22 protein-coding genes and 3 pseudogenes are annotated in these 25061 nt (G+C 73.1%); 21 read left to right on the top strand and 4 right to left on the bottom strand.

The annotated features are described in order from the left end of the window. Positions 1–43 precede the first annotated feature (43 nt). Both FU792_RS08100 and FU792_RS08095 read left to right on the top strand, forming a co-directional pair. Positions 44–940, top strand: a complete 897-nt coding sequence (locus tag FU792_RS08100; protein WP_033418567.1) for an AAA family ATPase — start codon at positions 44–46, stop codon at positions 938–940. 40 nt (positions 941–980) lie between these two features. Beyond that, positions 981–2129 carry a vWA domain-containing protein gene (locus FU792_RS08095; RefSeq protein ID WP_052327750.1) on the top strand — a complete coding sequence of 383 codons (1149 nt, stop codon included), beginning with the start codon at positions 981–983 and terminating at the stop codon, positions 2127–2129. An 83-nt stretch (positions 2130–2212) separates the two neighbouring features. Here the strand turns inward: FU792_RS08095 and FU792_RS08090 are convergent, their stop codons facing one another. Then, positions 2213–3226 (bottom strand): M48 family metalloprotease, encoded by a 1014-nt coding sequence (locus FU792_RS08090; RefSeq protein WP_022923994.1) that lies wholly within the window; start codon positions 3224–3226, stop codon positions 2213–2215. A gap of 40 nt (positions 3227–3266) precedes the next feature. Between FU792_RS08090 and FU792_RS08085 the strand changes: the two genes are divergently transcribed. The 8 genes and pseudogenes from FU792_RS08085 (at position 3267) to FU792_RS08050 (ending at position 11443) form a co-directional block, all read left to right on the top strand. Further along, entirely contained in the window at positions 3267–3854 is a 588-nt protein-coding gene (locus tag FU792_RS08085; RefSeq protein WP_022923993.1) for a hypothetical protein, read from the top strand. 189 nt (positions 3855–4043) lie between these two features. Beyond that, positions 4044–5188: pseudogene (locus tag FU792_RS08080) on the top strand (XdhC family protein). Between the two features lie 121 nt (positions 5189–5309). Further along, on the top strand, positions 5310–5792 hold the full coding sequence (locus FU792_RS08075) for a (2Fe-2S)-binding protein (protein ID WP_022923991.1): 483 nt from the start codon (positions 5310–5312) through the stop codon (positions 5790–5792). Next, positions 5789–8329, top strand: coding sequence for a xanthine dehydrogenase family protein molybdopterin-binding subunit (locus FU792_RS08070; protein WP_022923990.1), 2541 nt, complete (start codon positions 5789–5791; stop codon positions 8327–8329). Before FU792_RS08075 ends, FU792_RS08070 begins: the two co-directional genes overlap by 4 nt. Next, a complete protein-coding gene (locus FU792_RS08065) occupies positions 8326–9180 on the top strand; it encodes an FAD binding domain-containing protein (protein WP_022923989.1) in 855 nt (284 codons plus the stop codon). The genes FU792_RS08070 and FU792_RS08065 overlap by 4 nt, the downstream gene beginning before the upstream one ends. A 4-nt stretch (positions 9181–9184) precedes the next feature. After that, the gene (locus FU792_RS08060; RefSeq protein WP_022923988.1) at positions 9185–9634 is read left to right on the top strand and encodes an SRPBCC family protein; all 450 of its coding nucleotides are present in this window, start codon (positions 9185–9187) and stop codon (positions 9632–9634) included. A gap of 7 nt (positions 9635–9641) precedes the next feature. Further along, complete coding sequence (locus FU792_RS08055; protein ID WP_022923987.1) at positions 9642–9959, top strand: hypothetical protein; 318 nt, start codon at positions 9642–9644, stop codon at positions 9957–9959. A 131-nt stretch (positions 9960–10090) separates the two neighbouring features. Beyond that, entirely contained in the window at positions 10091–11443 is a 1353-nt protein-coding gene (locus tag FU792_RS08050; protein ID WP_022923986.1) for a M20/M25/M40 family metallo-hydrolase, read from the top strand. Between the two features lie 51 nt (positions 11444–11494). Here the strand turns inward: FU792_RS08050 and FU792_RS08045 are convergent, their stop codons facing one another. Further along, positions 11495–11680: a DUF5703 family protein gene (locus tag FU792_RS08045; protein ID WP_022923985.1), complete on the bottom strand. Its 186-nt coding sequence runs from the start codon at positions 11678–11680 to the stop codon at positions 11495–11497. A 79-nt stretch (positions 11681–11759) separates the two neighbouring features. Between FU792_RS08045 and FU792_RS16755 the strand changes: the two genes are divergently transcribed. From FU792_RS16755 to mshC, 6 genes and pseudogenes are all read left to right on the top strand, one after another. Beyond that, on the top strand, positions 11760–12119 hold the full coding sequence (locus tag FU792_RS16755; RefSeq protein WP_022923984.1) for a hypothetical protein: 360 nt from the start codon (positions 11760–11762) through the stop codon (positions 12117–12119). 3 nt (positions 12120–12122) lie between these two features. Then, on the top strand, positions 12123–13172 hold the full coding sequence (locus FU792_RS08040) for an LLM class F420-dependent oxidoreductase (RefSeq protein ID WP_022923983.1): 1050 nt from the start codon (positions 12123–12125) through the stop codon (positions 13170–13172). Then, on the top strand, positions 13172–13936 hold the full coding sequence (locus tag FU792_RS08035) for an MSMEG_4193 family putative phosphomutase (RefSeq protein WP_022923982.1): 765 nt from the start codon (positions 13172–13174) through the stop codon (positions 13934–13936). Before FU792_RS08040 ends, FU792_RS08035 begins: the two co-directional genes overlap by 1 nt. 9 nt (positions 13937–13945) lie before the next feature. Then, a complete protein-coding gene (locus FU792_RS08030) occupies positions 13946–14506 on the top strand; it encodes a DUF3090 family protein (RefSeq protein ID WP_022923981.1) in 561 nt (186 codons plus the stop codon). Position 14507: 1 nt separating this feature from the next. Further along, positions 14508–15326 (top strand): SCO1664 family protein, encoded by an 819-nt coding sequence (locus FU792_RS08025; protein WP_022923980.1) that lies wholly within the window; start codon positions 14508–14510, stop codon positions 15324–15326. Between the two features lie 108 nt (positions 15327–15434). Beyond that, a pseudogene (gene mshC / locus FU792_RS08020) lies at positions 15435–16716 on the top strand (cysteine--1-D-myo-inosityl 2-amino-2-deoxy-alpha-D-glucopyranoside ligase). On the opposite strand, the gene FU792_RS08015 reads toward mshC, so the two are convergent. Then, entirely contained in the window at positions 16666–17397 is a 732-nt protein-coding gene (locus FU792_RS08015) for an HAD family hydrolase (protein ID WP_022923978.1), read from the bottom strand. The pseudogene mshC and the gene FU792_RS08015 overlap by 51 nt on opposite strands. Positions 17398–17459: 62 nt before the next feature. Here FU792_RS08015 and FU792_RS08010 point away from each other — a divergent pair, with 62 nt between their 5' ends. Beyond that, entirely contained in the window at positions 17460–18317 is an 858-nt protein-coding gene (locus tag FU792_RS08010) for a PAC2 family protein (protein WP_022923977.1), read from the top strand. On the opposite strand, the gene FU792_RS08005 is transcribed toward FU792_RS08010, so the two are convergent. Beyond that, positions 18303–19166, bottom strand: a complete 864-nt coding sequence (locus FU792_RS08005) for a RecB family exonuclease (protein ID WP_022923976.1) — start codon at positions 19164–19166, stop codon at positions 18303–18305. The two genes, FU792_RS08010 and FU792_RS08005, sit on opposite strands and share 15 nt — an antisense overlap. Before the next feature lie 23 nt (positions 19167–19189). Between FU792_RS08005 and FU792_RS08000 the strand changes: the two genes are divergently transcribed. From FU792_RS08000 to FU792_RS07985, 4 genes and pseudogenes are all read left to right on the top strand, one after another. Then, a complete protein-coding gene (locus tag FU792_RS08000; protein WP_022923975.1) occupies positions 19190–20296 on the top strand; it encodes a site-2 protease family protein in 1107 nt (368 codons plus the stop codon). Positions 20297–20324: 28 nt separating this feature from the next. Next, positions 20325–21322: pseudogene (locus FU792_RS07995) on the top strand (tRNA (adenine-N1)-methyltransferase). Further along, on the top strand, positions 21319–22956 hold the full coding sequence (gene arc / locus FU792_RS07990; protein ID WP_022923973.1) for a proteasome ATPase: 1638 nt from the start codon (positions 21319–21321) through the stop codon (positions 22954–22956). The pseudogene FU792_RS07995 and the gene arc overlap by 4 nt, the downstream one beginning before the upstream one ends. A 69-nt stretch (positions 22957–23025) precedes the next feature. Then, positions 23026–25059 (top strand): MFS transporter, encoded by a 2034-nt coding sequence (locus FU792_RS07985; protein WP_022923972.1) that lies wholly within the window; start codon positions 23026–23028, stop codon positions 25057–25059. Positions 25060–25061: the final 2 nt, after the last annotated feature.

The following is a 25061-nucleotide window of genomic DNA, read 5'->3' as shown; positions in this document are numbered from 1 at the left end:
CCCGCCGTGGACAACGCGGAAGCCGTCCGCAATGCTGGCGCACATGCACGCCGACGCCCTGACCAGCCCGGACACGCTGAGCGCCGCGCTGGCGGAGACGGCATACCTCGCGGACGACGGGCTCGCCACGGTGACGTGGCTGGCCCACACGCTCCAGCGGCCGCTGCTGCTGGAAGGGGAGCCCGGCACCGGCAAGACGGCGCTGGCCGAGGCGATCGCGCAGCTGCTGGACGTGCCGTTGATCCGGCTGCAGTGCTACGAGGGCATCGAGGCGAGCCAGGCGCTCTACGACTGGGACTTCCCGCGGCAGATCCTGCACCTGCGCGCGGTCGAGGCGCTCGCGCAGGAGGCGACGGCGGGGCAGCGGGTGGAGGAGCTCGAGGCCGAGCTCTTCGACGAGCGCTTCCTCCAGGCCCGCCCGGTGCTCCGGGCGCTGCGGGAGGCGCCGTGCGTGCTGCTCGTCGACGAGATCGACCGGGCCGACGACGAGTTCGAGGCCTTCCTGCTCGAGGTGCTCTCGACGTGGTCGGTGAGCATCCCCGAGCTCGGTGTCGTCGCCGCCGACACGCCGCCCTTCGTCGTGCTCACCTCCAACCGCACCCGCGAGCTGCACGACGCGCTCAAGCGCCGCTGCCTCTACCACTGGATCGAGCACCCCGGGCTGGAGCGCGAGCTCGCCATCGTCCGTGCCCGGCTGCCGCAGGTGGAGGAGACCCTCGCACGCGAGGTCGTCACCCTCGTCCAGCAGGTCCGGGACGACGAGAGCCTGGTCAAGCCGCCCGGGGTGGCCGAGACGCTGGACTGGGTGCGCGCCCTGGCCGCGCTCGGGCGCAGCCGGCTCGACCCCGAGGTGGCCGCCGCGACGATGGGGGCTGCGGTGAAGTACCGCGAGGACGCCGAGCGGGTCCGCGTCGCGCTCGACCGGATGCTCGCCGGCTGAGAGGTATGCCGTGATGCATCCGGACCGGGCGAGGGTCGAGATGAGCGCCGACGCCCCTGACGCCGGGGCCGACGGCTCGACCCGGCCCGAGGGGTGGGGCGCCGGCCAGGTGCTCGCTGGCTTCGCCCGGGCCTGCCGGGGCGCCGGGCTCCCGGTCACCGCGGACCGGGAGCGCACTTTCCTGCAGGCCTGCGCCGCCGTCGGGCTGGGGGAGCAGGCGCGGGTCTACTGGGCCGGTCGGGCGACCCTCACCGCCTCGCCGGCCGACCTGGGCGCCTACGACCGGGTCTTCGGCGGCTGGTTCGGCGGGGTGCCGCTGGACGCGGTGAGCCGCGAGGAGCCGCCGCGGCCCACGACGGTGCAGTCGCCGCTGGAGGACGGCCGGGGCGAGGACGACGCCGACGGGCAGGAGATGCTGCACGCGCTCGCGTCCGCGCAGGAGGTGCTGCGGTACCGCGACGTGGCCGGGCTGTCACCGGCGGACCGGGCGGCGCTGCGCCGCCAGTTCACGACGCTGCGCCCGCGCCCGCCCACGCGGCGCGGACGACGGCATACCCGGTCGCGACGAGGGGAGGTGGACGGCCGGGCGACGGTGCGCGCGCACCTGCGCAACCTCGGCGAGCCCACCCGGATCCGGTGGCGCGAGCAGGCGGTCCGGCGACGCGGCGTGGTGCTGCTCGTGGACGTCTCCGGCTCGATGAGCTCCTACGCCGACGCGCTGCTACGGCTGGCGCACACGGTCGTGCAGTCCGCGCCGGCCAGCACCGAGGTCTTCACCGTCGGCACGCGGCTCACCCACGTCACCCGGGCGCTGCGCGAGCGCGACCCCGACCGGGCGCTGCTGGCCGCGGGGGAGACGGTGCCGGACTGGTCGGGCGGGACCCGGCTCGGCGAGGCCGTCGAGGTCTTCCTGCGGCGCTGGGGGCGACGGGGGATGGCCCGCGGTGCGGTCGTCGTCGTGCTCAGCGACGGGTGGGAGCGGCAGGCGCTTGAGGCGCTGGGGGAGCAGATGCGACGGCTGCGCTCGCTGGCGCACCGGGTGGTGTGGGCCAACCCGCACCGCGGCAAGGCGGGGTATGCCCCGGTCCAGGCGGGCATCGTCGCCGCCCTGCCGCACGTCGACGACTTCGTCGCCGGCCACTCGCTGGCGACCTTCGAGGAGCTGCTGGACGTCATCGCGCGCGCCTGACCCGCCGCCGGTCAGAGCGTCCCGTGAGAGTCGGGAAGGGTCACGACTTTCACGGGACGCTCTGGTCGCAGCGCGGCTCCCGCTCACCCGTCGGCGGGTTCCTCGCTGTGCGGCGCGGATCGCAGGCGCGCGATGCGCCCCTCGAGCCCGGGATGCTGCTGCAACAGGTTCCACAGCCGGCCCGTGCGCCGCTTCGCCACGTTGGCCTCGGCGAGGGCGTCGAGCGCCGAGGCGAGCTGCTCGGCGCCCACGGTGCGGGCGGCGTAGTCGTCCGCCCGCTTCTCCAGGGCGATGCCGACCACACCCTGGACCGTGATGAGCAGGACCGGCACGACCAGCCAGACCGCCGCGAGCACTCCCCACAGCGGCACCGTCTCCAGCAGCCGACCGAGCTGCTCACGTGCGGCCCAGCCGCCGCCGACGATGAGCAGCAGGGGCAGCAGTGCGGCGCCGGCCTTGATGAGCAGGTGGTGCCCCTTGCCGTGCCCCGCCTCGTGCGCGAGGACCGCCTCGAGGTCCTCCTCGCTGAGCACCTCCAGCGCGTGGTCGGTGACGAAGACGTAGCGCAGCTGCGGCAGCACACCGCTGATCGCGGCGTTGACCACCTTGCCGCCGCGGGTGTCGATCATCCGCAGGTCACGGACGCGGACGTCGTGCGCCTCGAGCTGCTCGCGCAGCCGGGACCGGTGCGGTTCCGGCAACTCCCGGGTGCGCATCATGCGGCTGATGAGCATGGGTCCCAGAACCGCCACGACGACCATCACGACCACCAGGAAGGCGAGGTAGGCCCAGGTGTCCCACACCATCACCGCCCCGCCGATGCCGCCGACCACGCCTCCCAGGACGCCGATGACGAGGAAGGCCCTCACCGCCTCCCGCACGGCGCCGCCGGTGCTCTGCTCGGTCCGCCGTAGCTCCCGGTCCGCCGGGACGACCGCGAGGAGCACCGCCAGGACCACCAGCACGAGCGCCAGCAGCAAGAGCGAGAACCGCACCGCGATCGCGAGCCATCCCGGCGCCTCCGGGGCGACCGCGGCGAGCAGCAGGGTCACGCCGTCCTGGCCGCCCAGCAGGGAGCCGGCCACGAGGAGCAGCATCCCCCCCGAGCAGCGTCGCGGATGTGGCCACCCGCAGCCGGTGCACCCGCACGTCGCGCTCCTCCTCGCTCGCGACCTGACGACGGGCATACCCGCGCAGCAGGAGGTGGATCACGACCGGCAGGACCACGAGGAGCAGCGCCGGCAGCACCGGAATCCACCACGCCTGGCGATAGGAGATTGCCTCGCCGCCCATGACGACGTCGCCGTCGTGCCGTTTCGGGTCCCCGTCGACGGTGGACCACCGGGGCAGCGACAGGTGCACCTCCCCGTTCTCGGACAGTCCTGCCCACTGCTGTGCCATGCTCGCCGGCACGGTCGCGCCCAGCAGGCTGGTGGCCGTGCCGACCGGCGTGGTGACCTGCACCCGCACCGTGTCCGGGCCGGAGTTGTCGACGACGTCGAGGTCGGCGACCTCCAGCCCGTTCGCCTCTGCGACGTCGCGGACCCGGGCCTCGGCGTCCTCGTGCGGGGTGTCCTCCGGGAAGACGACGCTCACCCGGTCGCGCGAGCCCGGCTCGTCGCGCAGGATCACCTCGCCGGGCCCGTAGTCGTCGTGCGAGGCCGCGGCGGGGCCGGTGGAGCCGGTCATCAGTGCCACCGTCAGCGCCACGAGGAGCGCGAGTGAGGTCGGGGTGGCTAGGCGGCGCGCTCGGCGCGGTGTCGACATGGCGCAGGTATACCAGCGCTGACCTGCGTCGTCGCTCCCGGACGGCATCATCCGATCACCGCGCAGCGTCCCGTGGGAGTCGGGAAGGGTCCCGACTCCCACGGGACCGTCAGGGCGGCGCCGGGGGTCCGTGGCACGATTGGACCCATGCGCGATGTCCTGGACCGCCTCGAGGGCTGGTGGGCGGCGGGGGAGACCGCCGCGATGGCCACCGTGGTGGGCACCTGGCGCTCCGCGCCGCGCCAGCCGGGGGCCTCGATGCTGGTGGGGCAGGACGGCGAGGCCGTCGGGTCGGTCTCCGGCGGGTGCGTCGAGGGTGCGGTCTACGAGCTGGGCCAGCAGGTCATCGCCGACGGCACCCCGGTGCTCCAGCGCTACGGCGTCTCCGACGACGAGGCGATGGGGGTAGGTCTGACCTGCGGCGGCATCCTCGACGTCTACGTCGAGCGGGTCTCCCAGGACGACTTCCCGGGGCTCGGCGAGGTGGCCGCCGACATCGGCGCGGGCCGACCGGTGGCCGTGGCCACCGTGGTCGCCCATCCCGATGGCAGCCACGTCGGACGCCGCATGGTGGTCCGCCCCGAGGGCAGGGACACCGCGGGCAGCCTCGGCAGCGACCGGGCGGACGCGGCCGTGTCCGACGACGCCCGGGGCATGCTGGCCCAGGGCCGCACCGCGACCCTGGAGTACGGCCCGGACGGTGAACGTCGCGGCGAGGGGATGCGCGTCTTCGTCGCCTCCTACGCCCCCGCCCGCGGATGCTCGTCTTCGGCGCGATCGACTTCGCCGCCGCCGTCGCGCGCGTGGGGACCTTCCTCGGCTACCGCGTCACCGTCTGCGACGCCCGACCGGTCTTCGCCACGGCGTCCCGCTTCCCGGAGGCCGAGGAGGTGGTGGTCTCCTGGCCGCACCGGTATGTCGAGGAGCAGGTCGCCGCGGGCGCGCTCGACGAGCGGACGGTCGCCTGCGTGCTCACCCACGACCCGAAGTTCGACGTGCCGCTGCTCGAGGTCCTGCTCGGCGAGGACACGCCCGAGCTCGCCTACATCGGGGCCATGGGGTCGCGCCGCACCCACGAGGACCGGCTGGCCCGGCTGCGCGAGGTCGGCGTGACGGATCCGCAGCTGGAGCGGCTGCGCAGCCCCATCGGTCTGGACCTCGGCGCGCGCACCCCGGAGGAGACCGCGGTGAGCATCGCCTCGGAGATGATCGCCCTGCGCTGGGGCGGGCGCGGGGAGCGCTGCGCGACACGAGGGCGAGATCCACCGGCATACCGCGTGAGCCGGATTTAGCGCCCCTTCGCGTGCCCGAATGCCGGTGCGACCGGGCGTCCGCTCATCTGTTGCAGGGTGACCTGGGTCACGGCAGGATCGGCAGGGACAGCGACGTCCCGACTGCCCGACGGAGGGCTGCATGAAGATCACCGTGAAGGTCGACGGCACCAGTTACACCGACGACGTAGAACCCCGGACCCTGCTCGTCTACCACCTGCGCGAGACCCTCGGGAAGACCGGGACCGTGGTGGGCTGCGACACCAGCAACTGCGGCGCCTGCACGGTCCTGCTCGACGGTCGCAGCGCGAAGTCCTGCAACGTCCTCGCCGTCCAGGCCGACGGCCACGAGGTCACCACCATCGAAGGGCTGGCCGACGGGGAGTCTCTCACCCCGGTCCAGGAGGCCTTCCGCGACTGCCACGCCCTGCAGTGCGGCTACTGCACCCCCGGCATGATCATGCAGGCCACCGACCTGCTCAGCAGCAACCCGAGTCCCACCGAGGCGGAGGTCCGCGTCGGCATGGAGGGCAACCTGTGCCGGTGCACCGGCTACCACAACATCGTCAAGGCGGTCCTGCAGGCCTCCGGCCAGGGCACCGCCACCGGAGGTGAGCAGTCATGACCGCGGTCGACGACAGGCCGGCCACCGACGCGGCGTCCCCGAGCGGGGAGGTCGGTCGCGACCGGCGCCGCAAGGAGGACCAGCGGCTCATCACCGGCCGCACCAAGTGGACCGACAACCTCCAGCTCCAGGGGATGCTGCACCTGGCGATGGTCCGCAGCCCGGTCGCCCACGCCCGGATCACCGGCGTCGACGCCACCGCGGCCCAGGAGTCGCAGGGTGTTATCGCCGTGCTGACCGGCGAGGACGTCAAGGACCTGCAGGGCAGCCTGCCCTGCGCCTGGCCCATCACCGAGGACCAGAAGGCACCGCCCCACCCGGCCATCGCCGTCGACCGCGTCGCCTTCTCCGGCGAGATCGTCGCCGTCGTCGCCGCCCGCACCGCCGCGGCGGCCCGGGACGCCGCCGAGCTGGTCGACGTCGACTACGAGGACCTGCCTGCGGTGCTCGACCTCAAGGCCGCGGCCGCCGACGAGGCGCTGGCGCACCCCGACCTCGGCACCAACCGCTCGGCCACCTGGGTCTTCGACTCGGCCGAGGCCGGCACCGGTTCCAGCGTCGACGACGCGATCGCGGAGGCCGATGTCGTCGTCGAGCGCGAGTTCCGTCAGCAGCGGCTCATCCCCGCCTTCATGGAGCCACGCTCGACCGTCGTCGACCCCACGGGCGAGCAGTTCGTCATGTGGTCGGCCACCCAGGTGCCGCACATCCTGCGGCTCATGCTGGCGATGACCCTGGGCGTCGACGAGGGCAAGGTGCGCGTCATCGCCCCCGACGTGGGCGGCGGCTTCGGCGGCAAGCTGCAGGTCACCCCGGAGGAGATCATCACCTTCCTCATGGCCCGGCACACCGGCCGGCCCTGCAAGTGGACCGAGACCCGCAGCGAGAGCCTGCTCTCGGCGCACCACGGCCGCGACCAGTGGCAGAAGCTCACGCTCGCCGCGAGGTCCGACGGCACCGTCACCGGGCTCAAGGTGGAGCTGCTCGCCGACATGGGGGCATACCTCGGCCTGGTCACGCCCGGCGTGCCGATCCTGGGCGCCTTCATGTTCAACTCGATCTACAAGTTCCCCGCCTACCACTTCGCCTGCACCAACGTCTTCACCAACAAGACGTGGACCGACGCCTACCGCGGCGCCGGCCGCCCGGAGGCGACCTTCGCCATCGAGCGGATCATGGACGAGCTCGCGCTCGAGCTGGGGCGCGACCCGATGGAGGTGCGCGAGCAGAACTGGATCACCCACGACGAGTTCCCCTTCACCACGGTGTGCGGGCTGGAGTACGACTCCGGCAACTACGAGGCCGCCACCGACCGCGCCAAGGAGCTCTTCGGGTATGACGAGCTGCGGGCCGAGCAGCGGCGTCGCCGGGAGAGCGGCGACCGGGTCCAGCTCGGGATCGGCATCTCGACGTTCACCGAGATGTGCGGGCTGGCCCCCTCCCGGGTGCTGGGCTCGCTCAACTACGGCGCCGGTGGCTGGGAGCACGCCTCGGTGCGGATGCTGCCGACCGGCAAGGTGGAGGTCATCACCGGGTCCTCCGCCCACGGGCAGGGGCACGAGACCGCCTGGAGCCAGATCGTGGCCGACCAGCTCGGGGTTCCCTTCGAGGACGTCGAGGTGCTGCACGGGGACACCCAGATCAGCCACAAGGGGCTGGACACCTACGGCTCGCGGTCCCTCGTGGTCGGCGGGCAGGCGGTCATCAACGCCGCCAAGAAGGTCATCGAGAAGGCGAAACCGCTCGCGGCGCACCAGCTCGAGGCCAACGTGGACGACCTGGAGTTCCGCGACGGGAAGTTCACCGTCCTGGGCGCCGGCGAGGACCAGGAGGGCATCGGGCTCGCGGGGCTCGCGCTCGCCGTCTTCGCCGCGCACGACCTCCCGGACGGCATGGAGCCGAGCCTGGACGCCGACGCGACCTTCGACCCGGTCAACTTCTCCTTCCCGCACGGCACGCACCTGTGCGCGATGGAGGTCGACACCGAGACCGGGGCGACGACGATGCGGTCCTACGTCTGCGTCGACGACATCGGCAACGTGGTCAACCCGCTCATCGTCGAGGGCCAGGTCCACGGTGGGCTCGTCCAGGGCATCGCCCAGGCGCTGTGGGAGGAGGCGGTCTACGACGACCAGGGGACGCTGGTCTCCGGCTCGTTCGTCGACTACACGCTGCCGACCACGGCGGACACCATCAACTTCGTCACCGACCGCACCACCTCGCCTGCGACGTCGAACGACCTCGGGGTCAAGGGCGTGGGCGAGGCAGGGTGCATCGCCTCCACACCAGCCGTGGTCAACGCGGTGCTCGACGCGATCCGGCAGTACGGCGTCGAGGACATCCTCATGCCCTGCACCCCCGAGCGGGTGTGGCGGGCCATCCAGGAGGGGAACGCCGGAGCACGGGCCGAGACGGCGGAGGACGCCGCCGGTCACTTCGTCCAGGGTGAGCCCAACCAGGACCCACCTGGTCCGTCCGGCACCGGTGACGCGCCGACGTCGACGATCACGACGACGCAGGAAGGCGGTCAGGCATGATCCCCCCCGAGTTCGACTACGCCGCACCCGCGACGGTGGCCGAGGCGCTCGCGCTGCTCGCCGAGCACGGCGACGAGGCCAAGGTCATGTCCGGCGGTCAGTCGCTGCTGCCCGTGCTGCGCATGCGGCTCAACGCGCCCGGCATCGTCGTCGACATCTCCCGGATCGAGGAGATCAAGGGCATCACCGAGGTCGGCGACGCCATCCGGATCGGCGCGGGAGCGACCTACCAGGACGCCCTCGACTCCGACCTCGTCCGGGAGCACCTCCCGCTGCTGCACACCTCCCTCAAGGAGGTCGCCGACGAGCAGATCCGGCACCGCGGCACGGTCTGCGGCGCGCTGGCGCACGCGGATCCGGCGGGTGACGTCGGCGCGCCCGTGCTCGCGCTCGACGGGCGCATGGTCATCCAGGGCCAGGACGGCGAGCGCACCGTCGAGGGCAGCGACTTCTTCGTCGACCTCTTCGAGACCGCGGTCGGCGAGGACGAGCTGCTCGTGGCGGTGGAGATCCCGAAGCACACCGGGTGGGGTGCGCACTACGAGAAGTTCGTGCGCGTGTCGCACCAGTGGGCGATCATCGGCATCGCCGCGGCCGTGAGGGCCGAGGGCGGCACCATCGCCGAGGCCAAGGTCGGGCTGACCAACATGGGTGCCACCCCGCTGCGGGCGACCGCGGTGGAGCAGGCGCTGGTCGGCAAGGAGGCGACCGAGGAGGCGATCGCCGAGGTCTGCGCCCAGGTGGGCGAGGGCACCGATCCACCCTCGGACCTCAACGGCCAGGCGGACTACCGCAAGCACGTCGCCGGCGTGCTCACCCGGCGCGCGGTGCTGGCCGCGGCAGGGGCCTGACCCCATGGCGATGGAGCTGCACCACACCTTCACCGTCGACGCACCCCCGGACCAGACCTGGGCGCTGCTCACCGACCTGGAGCAGGTCGGCGGCTGCTTCCCCGGCGCCACGGTCACCTCGGCGACGGAGCAGGAGTTCACGGGCAACGTCAAGGTCAAGCTGGGCCCGATCGGCGTCACCTACCAGGGCGAGGGCAGGTTCCTCGAGCGCGACGACGAGGCGCACCGGGCTGTCATCGAAGGGCTCGGCAAGGGCCTGCGGGGCCTGGGCAACGCCTCGGCGACGGTCACCCTGCAGCTCGAGCCGGACGGGACCGGCACCCAGGCCGACGTGTTCACCTCGATGAACATCACCGGCAAGCCGGCGCAGTTCGGCCGCGGCGTCATGCAGAGCGTCTCGGACAAGCTGCTCGGCCAGTTCGTCGAGTGCATCGAGGGCAAGCTCACGGCGTGATCCGGTCGTGAGCGAGCACCTGCCGGCGGAGCCGGCGCGCGGCGACGGGATGCACCGGCTCGTCACCGGGGCGGCCGGCGACGACGACGCCTGGCAGCGGGCGCGGACGACGTGCACCGCCTGCGGCAGCGTCGGCCTCGTGGACGAGGGGTTCCTCGCCGGTCGCGGCGACGGCACGACCGGGCACGTGGAGTGGGTGGGGGAGCCGCCGTCGACCGAGATCTTCGGCTTCGCCGCGCTCGACCAGGCCGCCCGGCACCCGGTCCGCGCGCTGCGCTGCCGGGAGTGCCGCCACCTCGAGCTCTTCGCCGAGGAGCACGAGTGAGCCGGACGCCGGTGCCGTTCACGGCGACGGCTGACGAGATCGCGTGTGAAGCGGTGGCATACCGGTGAGCATCGGTGCGGCTGGACCGGTCCTCCGCGCTATGCCGTGTCCAGGCTGACTAGGGTGGCGCCATGACCTCGACGCACGACGACCTCGCCGCCTCCAGCACCGCCGAGGAGGAGGCGGTCCGGATCTGCAAGGAGCTCATCCGGATCGACACCAGCAACTACGGCGACGGCAGCGGGCCGGGGGAGCGGGCCGCAGCGGACTACGTCGTAGAGCTGCTCCGGGAGGTCGGGCTGGACCCGCAGGTCACCGCGCCCGCGGACCACCCCGAGCGGACCAGCGTCGTCGTGCGGACCCCGGGCCGGGACAGCTCCCGACCGGGCCTGGTCCTGCACGGCCACCTCGACGTCGTCCCCGCGGCGGCCGAGGACTGGTCCGTCGACCCGTTCGAGGCCGTGGAGAAGGACGGGATGATCTGGGGCCGCGGCGCGGTCGACATGAAGGACATGGACGCCATGCTGCTGGCGACCCTGCGCCAGCTCGCCCGGTCCGGGGAGAAGCCTCCGCGCGACATCGTCTGGGCCTTCTTCGCCGACGAGGAGGCCGGGGGCACCCAGGGCGCCGGGCACGTCGTCGCCGAGCACCCGGAGTGGTTCGAGGGCTGCACCGAGGCGATCAGCGAGGTCGGCGGCTTCTCGATCACCCTGCCGGACCACGCGACCGGGGCGCCGACGCGGGCATACCTGCTGCAGACGGCGGAGAAGGGGATCGCGTGGCTGCGGCTGCACGCGCGCGGTCGCGCAGGGCACGGCTCGGTCCCCAACCCCGAGAACGCCATCGTGCGGCTGGCCGAGGCGATCGCCCGGATCGACGCCCACGAGTGGCCGCGCACCTACATCGCCTCGGTGCGCGAGCTCTTCGACGGGGTCGAGCGCGTCACCGGGGAGGGCTGGAGCGAGGAGCGGGTCGAGGACGTGCTGGCCCGGCTCGGTGGGGCGCGCCGCTTCGTCGAGGGCACGCTGCAGGACACCTCGAACTTCTCGATGCTCGACTCCGGCTACAAGATGAACGTCATCCCGCAGAGCGCCTCCGCCTCGCTGGACTGCCGCTTCCTGCCGGGGCACGAGGAGGAGCTGCTCGGCACGATCCGGGAGCTGGCCGGCGAGCACGTCGAGGTCGAGATCGAGCACAAGGACGTCGCGCTGGAGGCGCCGAGCAGCGGCGAGCTGGTCGACTCGATGAAGCGCGCGCTGCTCAAGGAGGACCCGGGTGCGCACGTCCTGCCGTACTGCCTGTCCGGCGGCACCGACAACAAGCACCTCTCCCGGCTCGGCATCACCGGCTACGGCTTCGCGCCGCTGCGGCTGCCCGAGGACCTCGACTTCGTCGGCATGTTTCACGGCGTGGACGAGCGCGTCCCGGTCGACGCCATCCGGTTCGGCACGCGGGTGCTGGGCCAGCTGATCGCTGACTGCTGACAGACCGCGCGGCCGGTCGTCGCAGACCGTGCGGCCGGTCGCGAGAGGCGGTCAGGCGGTGCGGCGGACGCGGATGATCTTGCGGCGCAACAGCACGCGGCGCACGCCCCCGAGGTAGACCCGGACCCGGGCCAGCTCCCACGCGCCGTACTCCGCGTGCTCGGTGAGCGCCTGCCGCACCTCACCGCGCCCCTGGTCGCGGTGGAAGGTGAGCTCGCGGTACTCGTACTCCACCATGGCCGCCCAGCATAGGCACCCCTTCTCGGCCTGGGGAGACAACCCGCCGCGCGCAAGCGATCCGCGCTACCGTCACCCCATGACCGCAGACCCGCGTGCCGCCCTGACCGCCCTCGTCGCCGCCCTCGAGACCCACCTGGAGACCTCGGCCGTCAGCCGCGGCGAGGACGACCCGGCGGTGATCGAGGCCTATGAGCGGATCGCCGAGGCGTTCACCGCCTACGACGACGCGCTCATGGACGCCTACGGCGAGGTGACGCCGCTGGAGGTCTACGACGACGACCTCGCGAGCGACGACGACGAGGACGCAGATGACGGCGAGGACGATGACGACCTCGACGACGACCTGGACGACGACGATCTCGACGAGGAGCTCGACGACCCGGAGGTGGAGGACGACGACGAGGATCTCGACGACACCACCTCGGGACGGCACTGATCCGTGCGGCTGGGGCTGAGCTGCGGCTTCTGGGGGCAAGGACGCGACGAGGACAATCTCGCGCTGGTGCGCCGCGCCGACGAGCTGGGGGTGGACGTCGTCTGGGTCGCCGAGGCGTATGGGCCCGACTCCGTGACGATCCTGTCCTACCTCGCGGCGCAGACCGAGCGGATCGGGTTGGGCGCGGGCGTGATGCAGATCCCGGCGCGGACCCCGGCTGCGACGGCGATGGCGGCAGTCAGCCTGGACAGTCTGTCGAAGGGACGCTTCCGGCTCGGCCTGGGCGTCAGCGGGCCACAGGTCTCCGAGGGCTGGCACGGCGTCCGGTTCGCCAAGCCGTTGGCCCGGACGCGGGAGTATGCCGAGATCGTCCGGACCGCGCTGCGGCACCGGCCGGTGAGCCACGAGGGAGAGTTCTTCACCCTCCCGCTGCCCGACGGGCCGGGCAAGGCCCTGCGGCTCACGCACGTCCACCGGCCGTCCATCCCGATCTACCTCGCCGCCGTCGGCCCGAAGAACCTCGAGCTCGCGGGGGAGATCGCCGAGGGTTGGCTCGGGGTCTTCGTGGCACCTGACTTCTTCGCCGAGCAGCGCGAGCACCTCGAGGCCGGGATGCGGCGGCGGGCCGACCCGCTGCCGGACGGTGGCTTCCAGACCGACGCCACCGTCGCGCTCGCCACCGGCGAGGACCTCGAGGCCTGCGCCCGCACCGTGAGCCCCTACCCGGCGCTCTACGTCGGCGGAATGGGCAGCCGGGAGCACAACTTCTACAACCAGCTCGCCTGCCGGATGGGCTACGAGCGGGAGGCGCAGCAGGTGCAGGAGCTCTACCTCGACCGGCGCTGGGCCGAGGCGGCGGCGGCGCTGCCGCCGCAGTTCGTCGACGACACCAGCCTGCTCGGCGACGTCGACCGGATCACCGAACGGATGCGGCGCTACCAGGACGCCGGCATCACCACCCTCACGGTGGCGCCGTGGGGCACGGATCTCGAGGCCCGCATGCAGGGGCTCGAGGCCGCCGTCGAGGCGCACTCCCGGCTCGGGGGGTCCTGATGGCGATCTGCGTCCTGGTGCGTCACGGCCGCACCCAGGCCAACGCCGACGGGGTCCTGGCCGGGTGGAGCCCCGGTCTCGGGCTCGACGACACCGGCGCCCAGCAGGCGCGTCGCGTGGGCGAGCGGCTCGCCGCGACGCCGCTCGCCGCGGTGGTCGCCAGCCCGCTGCAGCGCTGCCAGGAGACCGCCGCCGCCCTGCTCGCGGCGCAGCCCGCCGACCGTGCGGTCGACAGGCATACCGAGGACGGGTTGGGGGAGGCGCGCTACGGCGCGTGGACGGGCAGGCCGCTGAAGGAGCTGGCGGACGAGCCGCTGTGGCGGGCGGTGCAGGACGAGCCCTCGTCGGTGACCTTCCCCGCGGACGAGGCCTTCGCGCACGAGTCGATGGCCGACATGGCTGACCGGGCGGTCCGCGCCGTCGCACGCTGGGACGCGCAGATCGAGTCCGAGCACGGCCCGGGCGCGGTCTGGGTCGCGGTGAGCCACGGCGACGTCATCAAGGCGATCCTGGCCGACGCCCTCGCCACCCGGCTCGACGACTTCCAGCGCATCGTGGTCGACCCGGCCTCGCTCAGCCTGGTGCACCGCACGGCCGCCCGACCCTTCGTCCTGCGCACCAACGACACCGGCAGCGACCCGCTGGACCTCTCCGGGCTGGTCGCCCGGGTGAGCAGCGAGGGAGCCTCGGGGGACGCCGACGTCGGAGGTGGCGCGGGACACGGGGGCGGTGGCGACAGCGGTTCCCGACCTCCCAGGACGTAGGCTGACGGCATGGCTGAGCACGTCTTCGACCCGCCGGAGCGGTGCGTCGCCGGCAGCGTCGGTCCTCCCGGGGGCCGCACCTTCTTCCTCCAGGCCAGCGACGGCCAGCGGGTGATGACGGTCTCGCTGGAGAAGGAGCAGGTGCGCCTGCTGGGGGAGTCCCTCGTGGAGATGCTGGACGACGTGGCCGGGGACGAGGGCAGCGAGGAGGCCGCCGAGGCCTACACCGACAACGCGCCGCTCGACACCCCCATCGAGGACGACTTCCGCGTGCAGCGGCTCTCCGTCGCCTGGGAGGCGGGGCAGCGCCGCATCGTGCTCGAGGCCTACGACCGTCCGAGCGAGGAGGATGTCGCCGAGCTGAGCAGCGAGGAGGAGCCGGCCGACCTGCCGTGGGCGGGTCTGCCCCCGCAGTCCCTGCGGATCGTGCTGGAGCCCGGCCGGGCGCGCGCCTTCGCGCAGCGGTGCACCGCCTCGATCGAGGGTGGCCGCCCGTCCTGCCCGTTCTGCGGTCAGCCGCTCGACCCCGGAGGCCACATCTGCCCCCGCGCCAACGGCTACCGCCGCTGACGTGCGGGAGGACGAGTCGCTGGCCCTGCTGCGGGACTGCGCGCTGGAGCCGGTCGGACGGCTGACCCATGCCTCCAACCTCACCCTCCTCGTCGAGCTCGCGCAGGACGGCGCCGCCACGGGTCACCGGGCCGTCTACAAGCCGGCGCGGGGTGAGCGACCGCTCCACGACTTCCCGCCCGCCTCGCTCGCCGCGCGTGAGGTCGCGGCGTATGCCGTGTCCCGCGCCGGTGGTTTCGACCTGGTGCCGCCCACGGTCCTGCGTGACGGCCCGCTCGGGGAGGGGTCGGTGCAGTGGTGGGTCGAGCAGGAGCCCGAGCGGCTCGTCGACCCCTCGGCCGGGCTGGTCGACGTGCTCGCGCCCGAGGACCTGGAGCCGGGCTGGCGGGCGGTCGTCCAGGCCGAGGACGAGCACGGCTCGCCGGTCGTGGTGGCGCACGCGGACGACCCCCGGTTGCGGACGATGGCCACCCTGGACGTCGTCCTCAACAACGCCGACCGCAAGGCGGCCCACCTGACGATCGACGTCGAGGGCCGGTTGCGTGGCTTCGACCACGGCCTCGCGCTGCACGAGGACGACAAGCTGCGCACCGTCCTGTGGGGCTTCGCGGGTGAGGCGTTGCCCGAGGAGGACCGGCGACGCGTGGCGGCCGTGGTCGACGTGCTGGCGGAGGCCGGGGAGACGGCCGACCTGCTCGCGACCCTGCTGAGCCCGGCCGAGCTGACCGCGCTGCGGCACCGCACGGAGGGACTGCTGGAGGCGGGCATCCTGCCGATGCCGTCGGCCGACCGTTACCCCCTTCCCTGGCCGCTCTGGTGAGCGCCCGGTCCAGCCTCGGCTCCCGTTGGTCCGGGCTCTGGGGGAGGGACGGACTGGTGAGGACGGGCGATTGGGGTGGCGTCAGGGGCGAGGGTTAGGCTCCCCGACGTGATGACCTGGTCGACCACCGACGTCCCACGGCTGCCGATCGACCACGACGGTAGACCCGTCCGGGTCCATGACACCGCCACCGGATCCCTGGTCCCGGTCGGCGGTGGCGACGGCGACGGCCGGCGCGCCTCTACGTGTGCGGCATCACCCCCTACGACGCCACCCACCTCGGGCACGCCGCCACCTACGTCACCTTCGACGTGCTGCAGCGCGCCTGGCGGGACGCGGGGCTCCAGGTCACCTACGTCCAGAACGTCACCGACGTCGACGAGCCGCTGCTGGAGCGGGCCGAGCGCGACGGGATCGACTGGCGCGAGCTGGCGTCCCGCGAGATCGGGTTGTTCTTCGAGGACATGGAGGCGCTGCGGGTGCTGCCGCCGGACCACTACGTCGGTGCGGTCGAGGGCATCCCGGACGACGTCAGCGCGGTGGAGCGGCTGCTCGCGGCCGGCACGGCATACCGGCTGGCGGTGCCCGACGGGGAGCCGGTCGGCGAGGGAGCCACCGGCGAGGACGTCTACCTCGACCTGGCGACCCAGCCGAGCTTCGGGGCCGTCTCGGGCTGGAGCCGGGCGGAGATGATGGAGGTCTTCGCCGACCGCGGGGCGACCCTGACCGGGAGGGCAAGCGGGACCCGCTGGACCCGCTGCTCTGGCGCTCCGGACGCGCGGGGGAGCCGCACTGGGACGGCGCCTCGCTCGGCCAGGGACGCCCGGGCTGGCACATCGAGTGCTCCACGATCGCCCAGCGCTACCTCGGCGCCGCCTTCGACGTGCAGGGCGGCGGCACCGACCTGGTCTTCCCGCACCACGAGATGAGCGCCGTCCAGGCGGCCGCGCTGTGCGGGGACGACTGCTTCGCGCGTGCCTACGTGCACCAGGCGATGGTCGGGCTCGACGGCGGCAAGATGAGCAAGAGCAGGGGCAACCTCGTGCTCGTGTCCCGGCTCCGGGCCTCCGGCGTCGACCCGATGGCGATCCGGCTGGCCCTGCTCTCGAAGCGTTACCGCACCGAGTGGGAGTGGACCGACCAGGTCCTGCGCGAGGCCGTGGAACGGCTCGAGCTGTGGCGCCGGGCGAGCGACATGGCTGCCCACGACACGGTCACCGAGATCGGTCGGTCCACCGTCCTCCGGCTGCGGGAGCGTCTCGCCGACGACCTCGACACCCCCGGCGCGCTCGACGCGGTCGACGACTGGGCGACGACCGTCGCGGCGGGCGAGCCCGCCTCAGGCCTGGTCCCGCGCGCGGTCGACGCGCTCCTCGGGGTGCAGCTCTGAGACCAGCGTCCGCCCGACCTCGGCGAGATCCGTCGGCGACAGCCCCTCCAGCGTGCCGACCTGCATCGCCCCGGGCAGGCTCGGCACCGCGACGGTGTGCGGGACCACCAGCGTCGGGACCCCGGCCGCCGTCGCGGCGGTGGCCCCGGTGAAAGAGTCCTCGACGGCGACCGCGCGTCGCGGCTCCACGCCCAGCCGGCGCGCCGCGTCGAGGTAAGCCTCGGGATGCGGCTTGCCGCGGCTCACCTGGTCGCCGGTGACGACGGCGTCGAAGGTGCCTGCGGGGAGGTGATCCACGAGCACGTCGGCGAGCTCGGTCCACGACATCGTGACCAGGGCGCACGGCACACCGGCCGCGCGGACGGCCCGCAGCAGCTCGACGGCTCCCGGACGCCACGGGACGTGCGCCCGGGTCCGCCGCACCACGCCGGTGAGGAGCCTGCGCACCACGTCCTCCGGCTCCCCCTGGACCGGGGTGCGCTCGAGGATCATCCGGGCCGAGGTCAGCAGGTCCTGCCCGACGAGGTCGTGGGCGTCGTCGTCGGTCCACGTGCCCCCGGCCTCCTCGACGAGGAGGTACTCCTCGGCGATCCAGGACGGCTCGGTGTCGACGATGGTGCCGTCCATGTCCCACAGGACGGCGGCGGGCAGCGAGGGCTGGTCGGGGTGCTGGCGCGTCACGCCTCCACGCTAGAGCAGAGCGTCTAGGGTGGTCGCACGGTGCCGATCAGGAAGGTGAGGCAGTGATCGAGCTGCAGGAGACGGGCGAGCTGCGCGACCCGATCGTCATCGCGGCCTTCGAGGGATGGAACGACGCGGGCGAGTGCGCCTCCAGCGTCGTGGAGCACCTGGCGCAGGTGTGGGACGCCGAGGTGGTCGCCGCGATCGACCCGGAGGATTTCTACGACTTCCAGGTCAACCGCCCGCAGGTGCTCACCGTGGACGGCCGCAGGATGATCCGGTGGCCGAGCACCCGGGTGATGCTCGCCCGCAACACCCCCTTGGGCCGGGACGTGCTGCTGGTGCTGGGCATCGAGCCCTCGGTCCGGTGGCGGACCTTCGCCAGCGACCTGCTCGCCTACCTGCTGTCGCGCGACGTCCAGCTGATGATCGTGCTCGGCGGCCTGCTGGCCGACGTCCCGCACACCCGACCCATCCCGGTCAGCGTCAGCTCCGAGGACGCCGAGCTGCTGGCCAGCAGCGAGGACATCGAGCCGAGCACCTACGAGGGCCCGACCGGCATCGTCGGCGTGCTCTCGGACGAGGCGCGGCAGCAGGACGTCCCCACCCTGTCCTGCTGGGCAGCCGTCCCGCACTACGCCGGGGGGCCGCCCTCGCCGAAGGCCTCGCTGGCGCTGCTGGGGCAGCTGGAGGAGCTGCTCGACTGCGTCATCGACGACACCGCGATCACCGAGTCGGCACGGGCCTGGGAGCGCGGCGTGGACGACCTCGCCTCGACCGACGAGGAGGTCGCCGACTACGTCCGCCAGCTCGAGGAGGCGCAGGACACCGCCGACCTTCCAGAGGCCTCCGGCGACGCGATCGCCAAGGAGTTCGAGCGCTACCTGCGGCGGCGCGACGACGGCTCACCCCGCGGCTGACCGCACGTCCTGCCCGGTGTCGACCCGCCCCGCCGACCGCGGGTCCAGCGCCAGCAGGGTCGCGCCCTCCGGCAGCGGTGGCGGCGTCCCACCCCAGGCCGGGCAGTGCTCCTGGAAGGAGCACCAGGTGCAGGCCCGGCCCCGCCGCGGGCGCCAGTCACCGGAGACGGCGACCTGCTCGATGGCCGCCCACAGCGCACGGATCTTGCGCTCGGTGGCCCGCAGCTCGGCCTCGGTGGGGTCGATCCACAGCACCGTCCGGTCGCCCAGGTAGACCAGCTGCAGCCGCCGCGGCAGGACCCCGCGGCTGCGCCACAGCGCGAGCGCGTAGAACTTCAGCTGGAACAGCGCCCGACCCTCGAAGGTCTCCGAGGGTGCGCGACCGGTCTTGTAGTCCACCACCCGCAGCGCCCCGTCCGGCGCCGCGTCCAGGCGGTCGACATACCCGCGGATGACCAGCCCGTCCAGGTCGGCCTCGACGTAGAGCTCACGCTCGGCCGGCTCGAGCCTCGTCGGGTCCTCCAGCTCGAACCAGCGCGCCAGCAGCCCGTCGGCCGCACCGGCGGTGTCGGCGGCGGCGAGCCCGGCCAGCTCCGGCTCCTGCGCGACCATGCGCTCCCACTCGGCGGGGACCAGGGCGGTCGCCTGCTCCAGGGTGCGCTCCTGCGCGGGACGGTCGAAGATGCGGTCCAGGACCGCGTGCACGAGGCTCCCGCGGGCGGCGGCCGCGCTCGGCGGCTCGGGGAGGCGGTCGACGACCCGCAGCCGGTAGAGCAGCGGGCACTGCATGAAGTCGGCCGCCCGCGAGGGGGAGAGGGCACGGGCGCAGTCCTCGGTGCCCGGCTCCATGCGCCGCACTCTACGCTCGGAGGATGGAGCGACAGCCCGGGTGGCGCATCGGCACCCTGTCCGGAATCCCGATCTACCTCGGTCGCAGCTGGGTCCTCGTCGCCGTCGTCATGGTCGCCCTCTTCGGGCCGACGGTGGGGCGCGTCCTGCCCGAGCTGGGGCTGTGGAGCTATGGCGTCGCCCTGGTCTTCGTGCTGCTGCTGCTGGTGTCCGTGCTCGTGCACGAGGCGGCGCACGCCCTCGTCGCGCAGCGCGTCGGCTTCGGCGTCTCCCGGATCGTCGCCGACTTCTGGGGCGGCCACACCGCGCACGACGGGGCCGGCGGGACGCCCGGGCGCAGCGCGGCGGTCGCGGTGGTCGGGCCGCTGGCCAACGGGCTGCTCGCCGTGCTCGGCTGGTGGTCCTGGACCCTGGTGGACGGCACCGGCGTCCCGCTCCTGCTGGCGTATGCCTTCACCTGGGCCAACTCCTTCGTGGCGGTCTTCAACCTCGTCCCCGGGCTGCCGCTGGACGGGGGCTACCTGTTGGAGGCCCTGGTCTGGAAGGTGTCCGGCGACCGGCACGTCGGCACCATCACCGCCGGCTGGGCCGGTCGCGCCGTCGTCGTGCTCGTGGCCCTCGCGCTGCTCCTCCCGCCGCTGCTGCAGGGGGATCGCGTGCCGTTCACCCGCGTCGCGTGGGTGGCCCTCGTGGGGCTCTTCCTGTGGCAGGGCGCCAGCCAGGCGATCAAGGTCGGCGTCCACGGCCGCCGTGCCTCCCGCCGACGGCTCGGCGACGCCGCCCTGCCCGCCGGTGTCGTCCGCAACGACGAGCCGCTGCACACCGTCGCCTGGTCCGAGCGGCCGGTGTGGGTCGTGCTCGACGCGGACGGGCGCCCCGAGGGCCTCGTCGACCCGCCCTCGCTGCAGCGGGTCCCGCGCGAGCAGTGGGCCGGCACGCCGGTCTCGGCCGTGGCGGTCCGGCTCCCCGGCGGCTGGGCCGTGCCGATGGCGCCCGAGGCGAGGCTCGACGGCGTCATCGACGTCATGCGCCGGTCCGGGTCCGGCGTCGTCGCCCTGCTGGACGACGACGGCCGGCCCTGGGGCGTGGTGAGCACGCACGAGCTCACCGGCGCACCGCTCGTAGACTGACCAGGTGAGCAGGCCGACGGGCGCCGACATGCGGCGCGGACCCTTTCGGGCGGGCGACCGCGTGCAGCTGACCGATCCCAAGGGACGGATGCACACCATCACCCTGGAGGTCGGCAAGGAGTTCCACACCCACCGCGGCCACCTGCGGCACGACGACCTCATCGACGCCCCCGACGGCTCGGTCGTGCGGCACACCTCCGGCGCCGAGTACCTCGCGCTGCGCCCGCTGCTCTCCGACTTCGTCCTCTCCATGCCGCGCGGCGCCCAGGTCGTCTACCCCAAGGACGCCGGACAGATCGTGACGTATGCCGACATCTTCCCCGGCGCGGTCGTCGTCGAGGCGGGTGTGGGCTCCGGGGCGCTCTCGCTGTCGCTGCTGCGCGCGGTGGGGGAGTCCGGCCGGCTGCTGAGCTTCGAGCGGCGCGAGGACTTCGCCGACATCGCCCGGGCCAACGCCCGGTCCTTCTTCGGCCTGGACCACCCGGCCTGGACGGTGACCGTGGGCGATCTCGTGGAGGCGCTCCCGGACGCGGTGGAGCCTGGCACGGTGGACCGGGTGGTCCTCGACATGCTCGCGCCCTGGGACTGCCTCGGCGTCGTGGGGAGGCGCTCGCCCCGGGCGGCGTGCTCATCTGCTACGTCGCCACCACCACCCAGCTCTCGCGGGTCGCCGAGGCGGCCAGGGCGGCCGGCGGCTGGACCGAGCCGCAGGCGTGGGAGTCGATGGTGCGCGGGTGGCACCTGGAAGGGCTCGCGGTCCGCCCCGAGCACCGGATGCACGGGCATACCGGCTTCCTCGTGAGCCTGCGCCGGCTGGCGCCCGGCACCGACGCGCCGCTACGCAAGAAGCGCCCGGCGCCCGGCGCCTACGGGGAGGACTACACCCCTGCCACCGGGGAGTGGGAGGCCGCCGACCTGGGCGAACGCCCGGTGTCGGACAAGAAGCTGCGCCGCACCCGGCGCGACGCCGAGGCCACCGCCACCCGGGTGACCGGGTCCGACACCGAGCCGGAGGAGGAGACGTGACCGACCCGACGCCGCGCGAGCGGCACCTGCAGCAGCAGGTGCAGACCCTCACCTCCCGGGTGACCGAGCTGCGGGGGCGCAACGAGGCGCTGAGCACCACGCTGTCCAGCGCGAAGAAACAGATCGAGGGGCTGCGCGAGGACCTGGACGCCCTCGCCTCGCCGCCGCTGACCATGGGCCTGGTGCTGCGGCTCGTCGACGGCGACGCCGACGTCTCGGTGGCAGGGCGCCGGATCCGCACGACGATCTCCTCCGAGGTCGACAGCACGGCGTTGCACCCCGGTCGCGAGGTGCTGCTCAACGACGCCCAGGCGATCGTCGGCGTCGCCGGCTACGAGCGGGCCGGGGACGTCGTGACCTGCAAGGAGGTCCTCGACGACGGGCGGCTCACGGTGCTCGTGCGGGGCGAGGACGAGCGGATCGCCCACCGCGCCGGGTCGGTGGCGCAGGAGCAGGTGCGGGTGGGTGACGCGCTGCTGCTCGACTCCCGCAGCGGCTTCGTCACCGAGCGGATCGAACGCCCCGAGGTGACCGAGCTCATGCTCGAGGAGGTGCCCGACATCTCCTACGACGACATCGGCGGCCTGGGCGGCCAGATCGAGCAGATCCGGGACGCCGTCGAGCTGCCCTTCCTGCACGCCGAGCTCTACGAGAGCCACCAGCTGCGCCCGCCCAAGGGGGTGCTGCTCTACGGCCCGCCCGGGTGCGGCAAGACGCTCATCGCCAAGGCGGTCGCCGCCTCGCTCGCCCGGCAGGCGGCGGAGCAGAAGGGCCTCACCGCGGCGGGCGCCCGCAGCTACTTCCTCAACATCAAGGGCCCCGAGCTGCTCAACAAGTACGTCGGGGAGACCGAGCGGCACATCCGGATGATCTTTCAGCGGGCCCGGGAGAAGTCGGCCGAGGGCGACCCGGTGGTGGTCTTCTTCGACGAGATGGAGTCGCTCTTCCGCACCCGCGGCTCCGGCGTCTCCTCCGACGTCGAGACAACGATCGTGCCCCAGCTTCTCGCCGAGATCGACGGGGTGGAGCGGCTCGACAACGTCATCGTCATCGGCGCCTCCAACCGGGAGGACATGATCGACCCCGCCATCCTGCGCCCGGGGCGCCTGGACGTGAAGATCAAGATCGAGCGGCCCGACGCGGAGGGTGCCCGTGACATCTTCGGCAAGTACCTCACCACCGACATCCCGCTGCACCCCAGCGTCCTGGACGCGCACGGCGGGGACCGGGCGGTCGGCGTCGCGGCGCTCATCGACGGCGTCGTGGAGCGGATGTATGCCGTCTCCCCGGCCAACGCCTTCCTCGAGGTGACCTACGCCGGCGGTGACAAGGAGGTGCTCTACTTCCGCGACTTCGCCTCCGGTGCGATGGTCCACAACATCGTCGACCGCGCCAAGAAGCTGGCGATCAAGGACGTGCTGACCCGCGGCGAGGAGGGGCTGCGGGAGCGGCACCTGGAGCAGGCATACCTCGACGAGTTCAAGGAGAACGAGGACCTGACGGGCACCACCAACCCGGACGACTGGGCCCGGGTGTCCGGCAAGAAGGGCGAGCGGATCACCTACATCCGCACCCTCGTCGGCGACGCCTCCGGCACCCAGCCGGGCCGCTCGGTCGACCTCGGGGAGCGCTGAGCGGCTGGACCGCCCGCGGACGCGGACGTGCGGGCGGGTGTGTCCGGCGGCGGGGATAGGGTCTGAGGCATGGCAGCCGGCGCGGACGAGAAGACCACCTCGAGGTCAGCCTCGCAGCCGCCGCCCGCCACCCCCACCACGGCGATCATCGTCGTGCTCGCGCTGTGCGGCACGCTCGTCTCGCTGCAGCAGACCCTCGTGCTGCCGCTGCTGCCCGACTTCCCGGAGATCCTGGGCACGACCAGCGACAACGCCTCCTGGCTGGTCACCGTCACGCTGCTCACCGCGGCCGTCGGCACCCCGATCGTGTCCCGGCTCGCAGACATGTTCGGCAAGCGGCTCATGCTCATCATCTGCATGTGGGCCGTCATCGCCGGCTCGGTCGTCTCCGCGCTCAGCAGCGAGCTCGCGCTCGTCGTCGTGGGCCGCGGGCTGAGCGGCCTCGGTGCCTGCCTGGTGCCGGTCGGCATCAGCATCATGCGCGACCACCTGCCGGCCGACCGGGTCGGCTCCGGCGTCGCGCTGATGTCGGCGACCCTCGGCATCGGCGGTGCCATCGGTATGCCGCTGGCCGGCGTGATCTACGAGAACCTCGACTGGCACGCCCTCTTCTACGTCTCCGGCGGCTTCGCCGTCGTCATGCTCGTGGCGGTCTACGGCGTGGTCCCGGAGTCGACCGTGAAGACCCACGGCCGCTTCGACCTCACAGGTGCGCTGCTGCTGTCGGTCGCGCTCACCTGCTTCCTGCTCGCGGTGAGCAAGGCCGGCACGTGGGGCTGGGGCTCGCCGATCACGCTCAGCCTGCTCGCCGGTGCCGGGCTCGTGCTGGCCGCGTGGGTGCCGTGGGAGCTGCGCACCGGGCAGCCGCTGGTCGACATCCGCACCTCGACCCGGCGCACCGTGCTGCTCACCAACGCCGCGTCGGTGCTCATCGGCTTCGCGATGTTCGCCAACTTCCTCACCTCGGCACAGCAGGTGCAGATGCCCGCGGAGACCGGCTACGGTTTCGGGCTGTCCGTGGTCTCGACCGGGCTGGTCATGCTGCCCTCCGGCCTGCTCATGGTCGCCATGTCGCCGGTCTCGGCGGGCCTCATCACCCGCTACGGGCCGCGAGCGGTGCTCATCGCCGGTGCGGTGACCATCGCCGTCGGCTTCATCGGGCGCTCGCTGCTGCACCGCAGCGTGCTGGAGGTGGTCATCACCTCCAGCGTGGCCTCGCTCGGCACCGCCCTGGCCTTCGCCGCGATGCCGACCCTCATCATGCGGGCGGTGCCCATCACCGAGACGGCGTCGGCCAACGGCCTCAACACGCTGCTGCGCTCGCTCGGCACCTCCTCGGCCTCGGCGCTGGTCGCGGCGGTTTTCGCGGCCTCGATGGTGCAGACGTCCAGCGGGGAGATGGCGCCGCGCTTCGAGGCATACCAGCTCATCTTCTGGGCCGGCGCCGCGGCCTCGCTCGGAGGTGCGCTCATCGCGGCCTTCATCCGCCGCCCGCAGCGGGCCCACGTCGGGGTGGAGGGCGACCCGCAGGAGCCGGTGGGGGAGCGCACCGAGGTCAAGCTCGGCGGCGAGCTGCCCGAGCTGCTCGTGCGGGGGCAGGTCGTGGGCCCGCAGGGCCGCCCGCTGCGGCAGGCGGTCACCACCGTGCTGCGTCCCGACGGCCGCCACATCGACTGGGGCCGCACCGACAACCACGGGCGCTACACCCTGGCGCTGCCGGAGCCCGGGCCCTATCTGCTCGTCGTGTCGGCCGACGGCTGGGCGCCGCAGTCCGCGCTGGTCGAGCTGTCCGTGGGCCACGAGGAGGACGTCGTGATGGCCAAGCGGCTGCTGCTGTCGGGGCACATCACCGACGACGGGACACCGATGGCGGAGGTGCTCATCTCGCTCATCAAGCACTCCGGTGAGTTCGTCGGCACCTGCCACACCGACGAGGAGGGGCACTACGAGATCGGGCTGCCGCCGCCGGGGCGCTACGTCCTCACCGCGGTCGACCACGGGACCGGGCGGACCCGGTCGCGTGCCCTCACCGTGCTAGCCACCTCCACGACGCTCGACCTCGACATCGTCACCGGGGTGCCGCGTCCGCGCGTGGACGCCTGACC

Source organism: Serinicoccus marinus DSM 15273, from assembly GCF_008386315.1.
GTDB classification, from domain to species: Bacteria; Actinomycetota; Actinomycetes; order Actinomycetales; family Dermatophilaceae; genus Ornithinicoccus; species Ornithinicoccus marinus.
The sequence above is the reverse complement of the archived record's forward strand: the minus strand, read 5'-3'. Positions and strand labels throughout refer to the sequence as shown.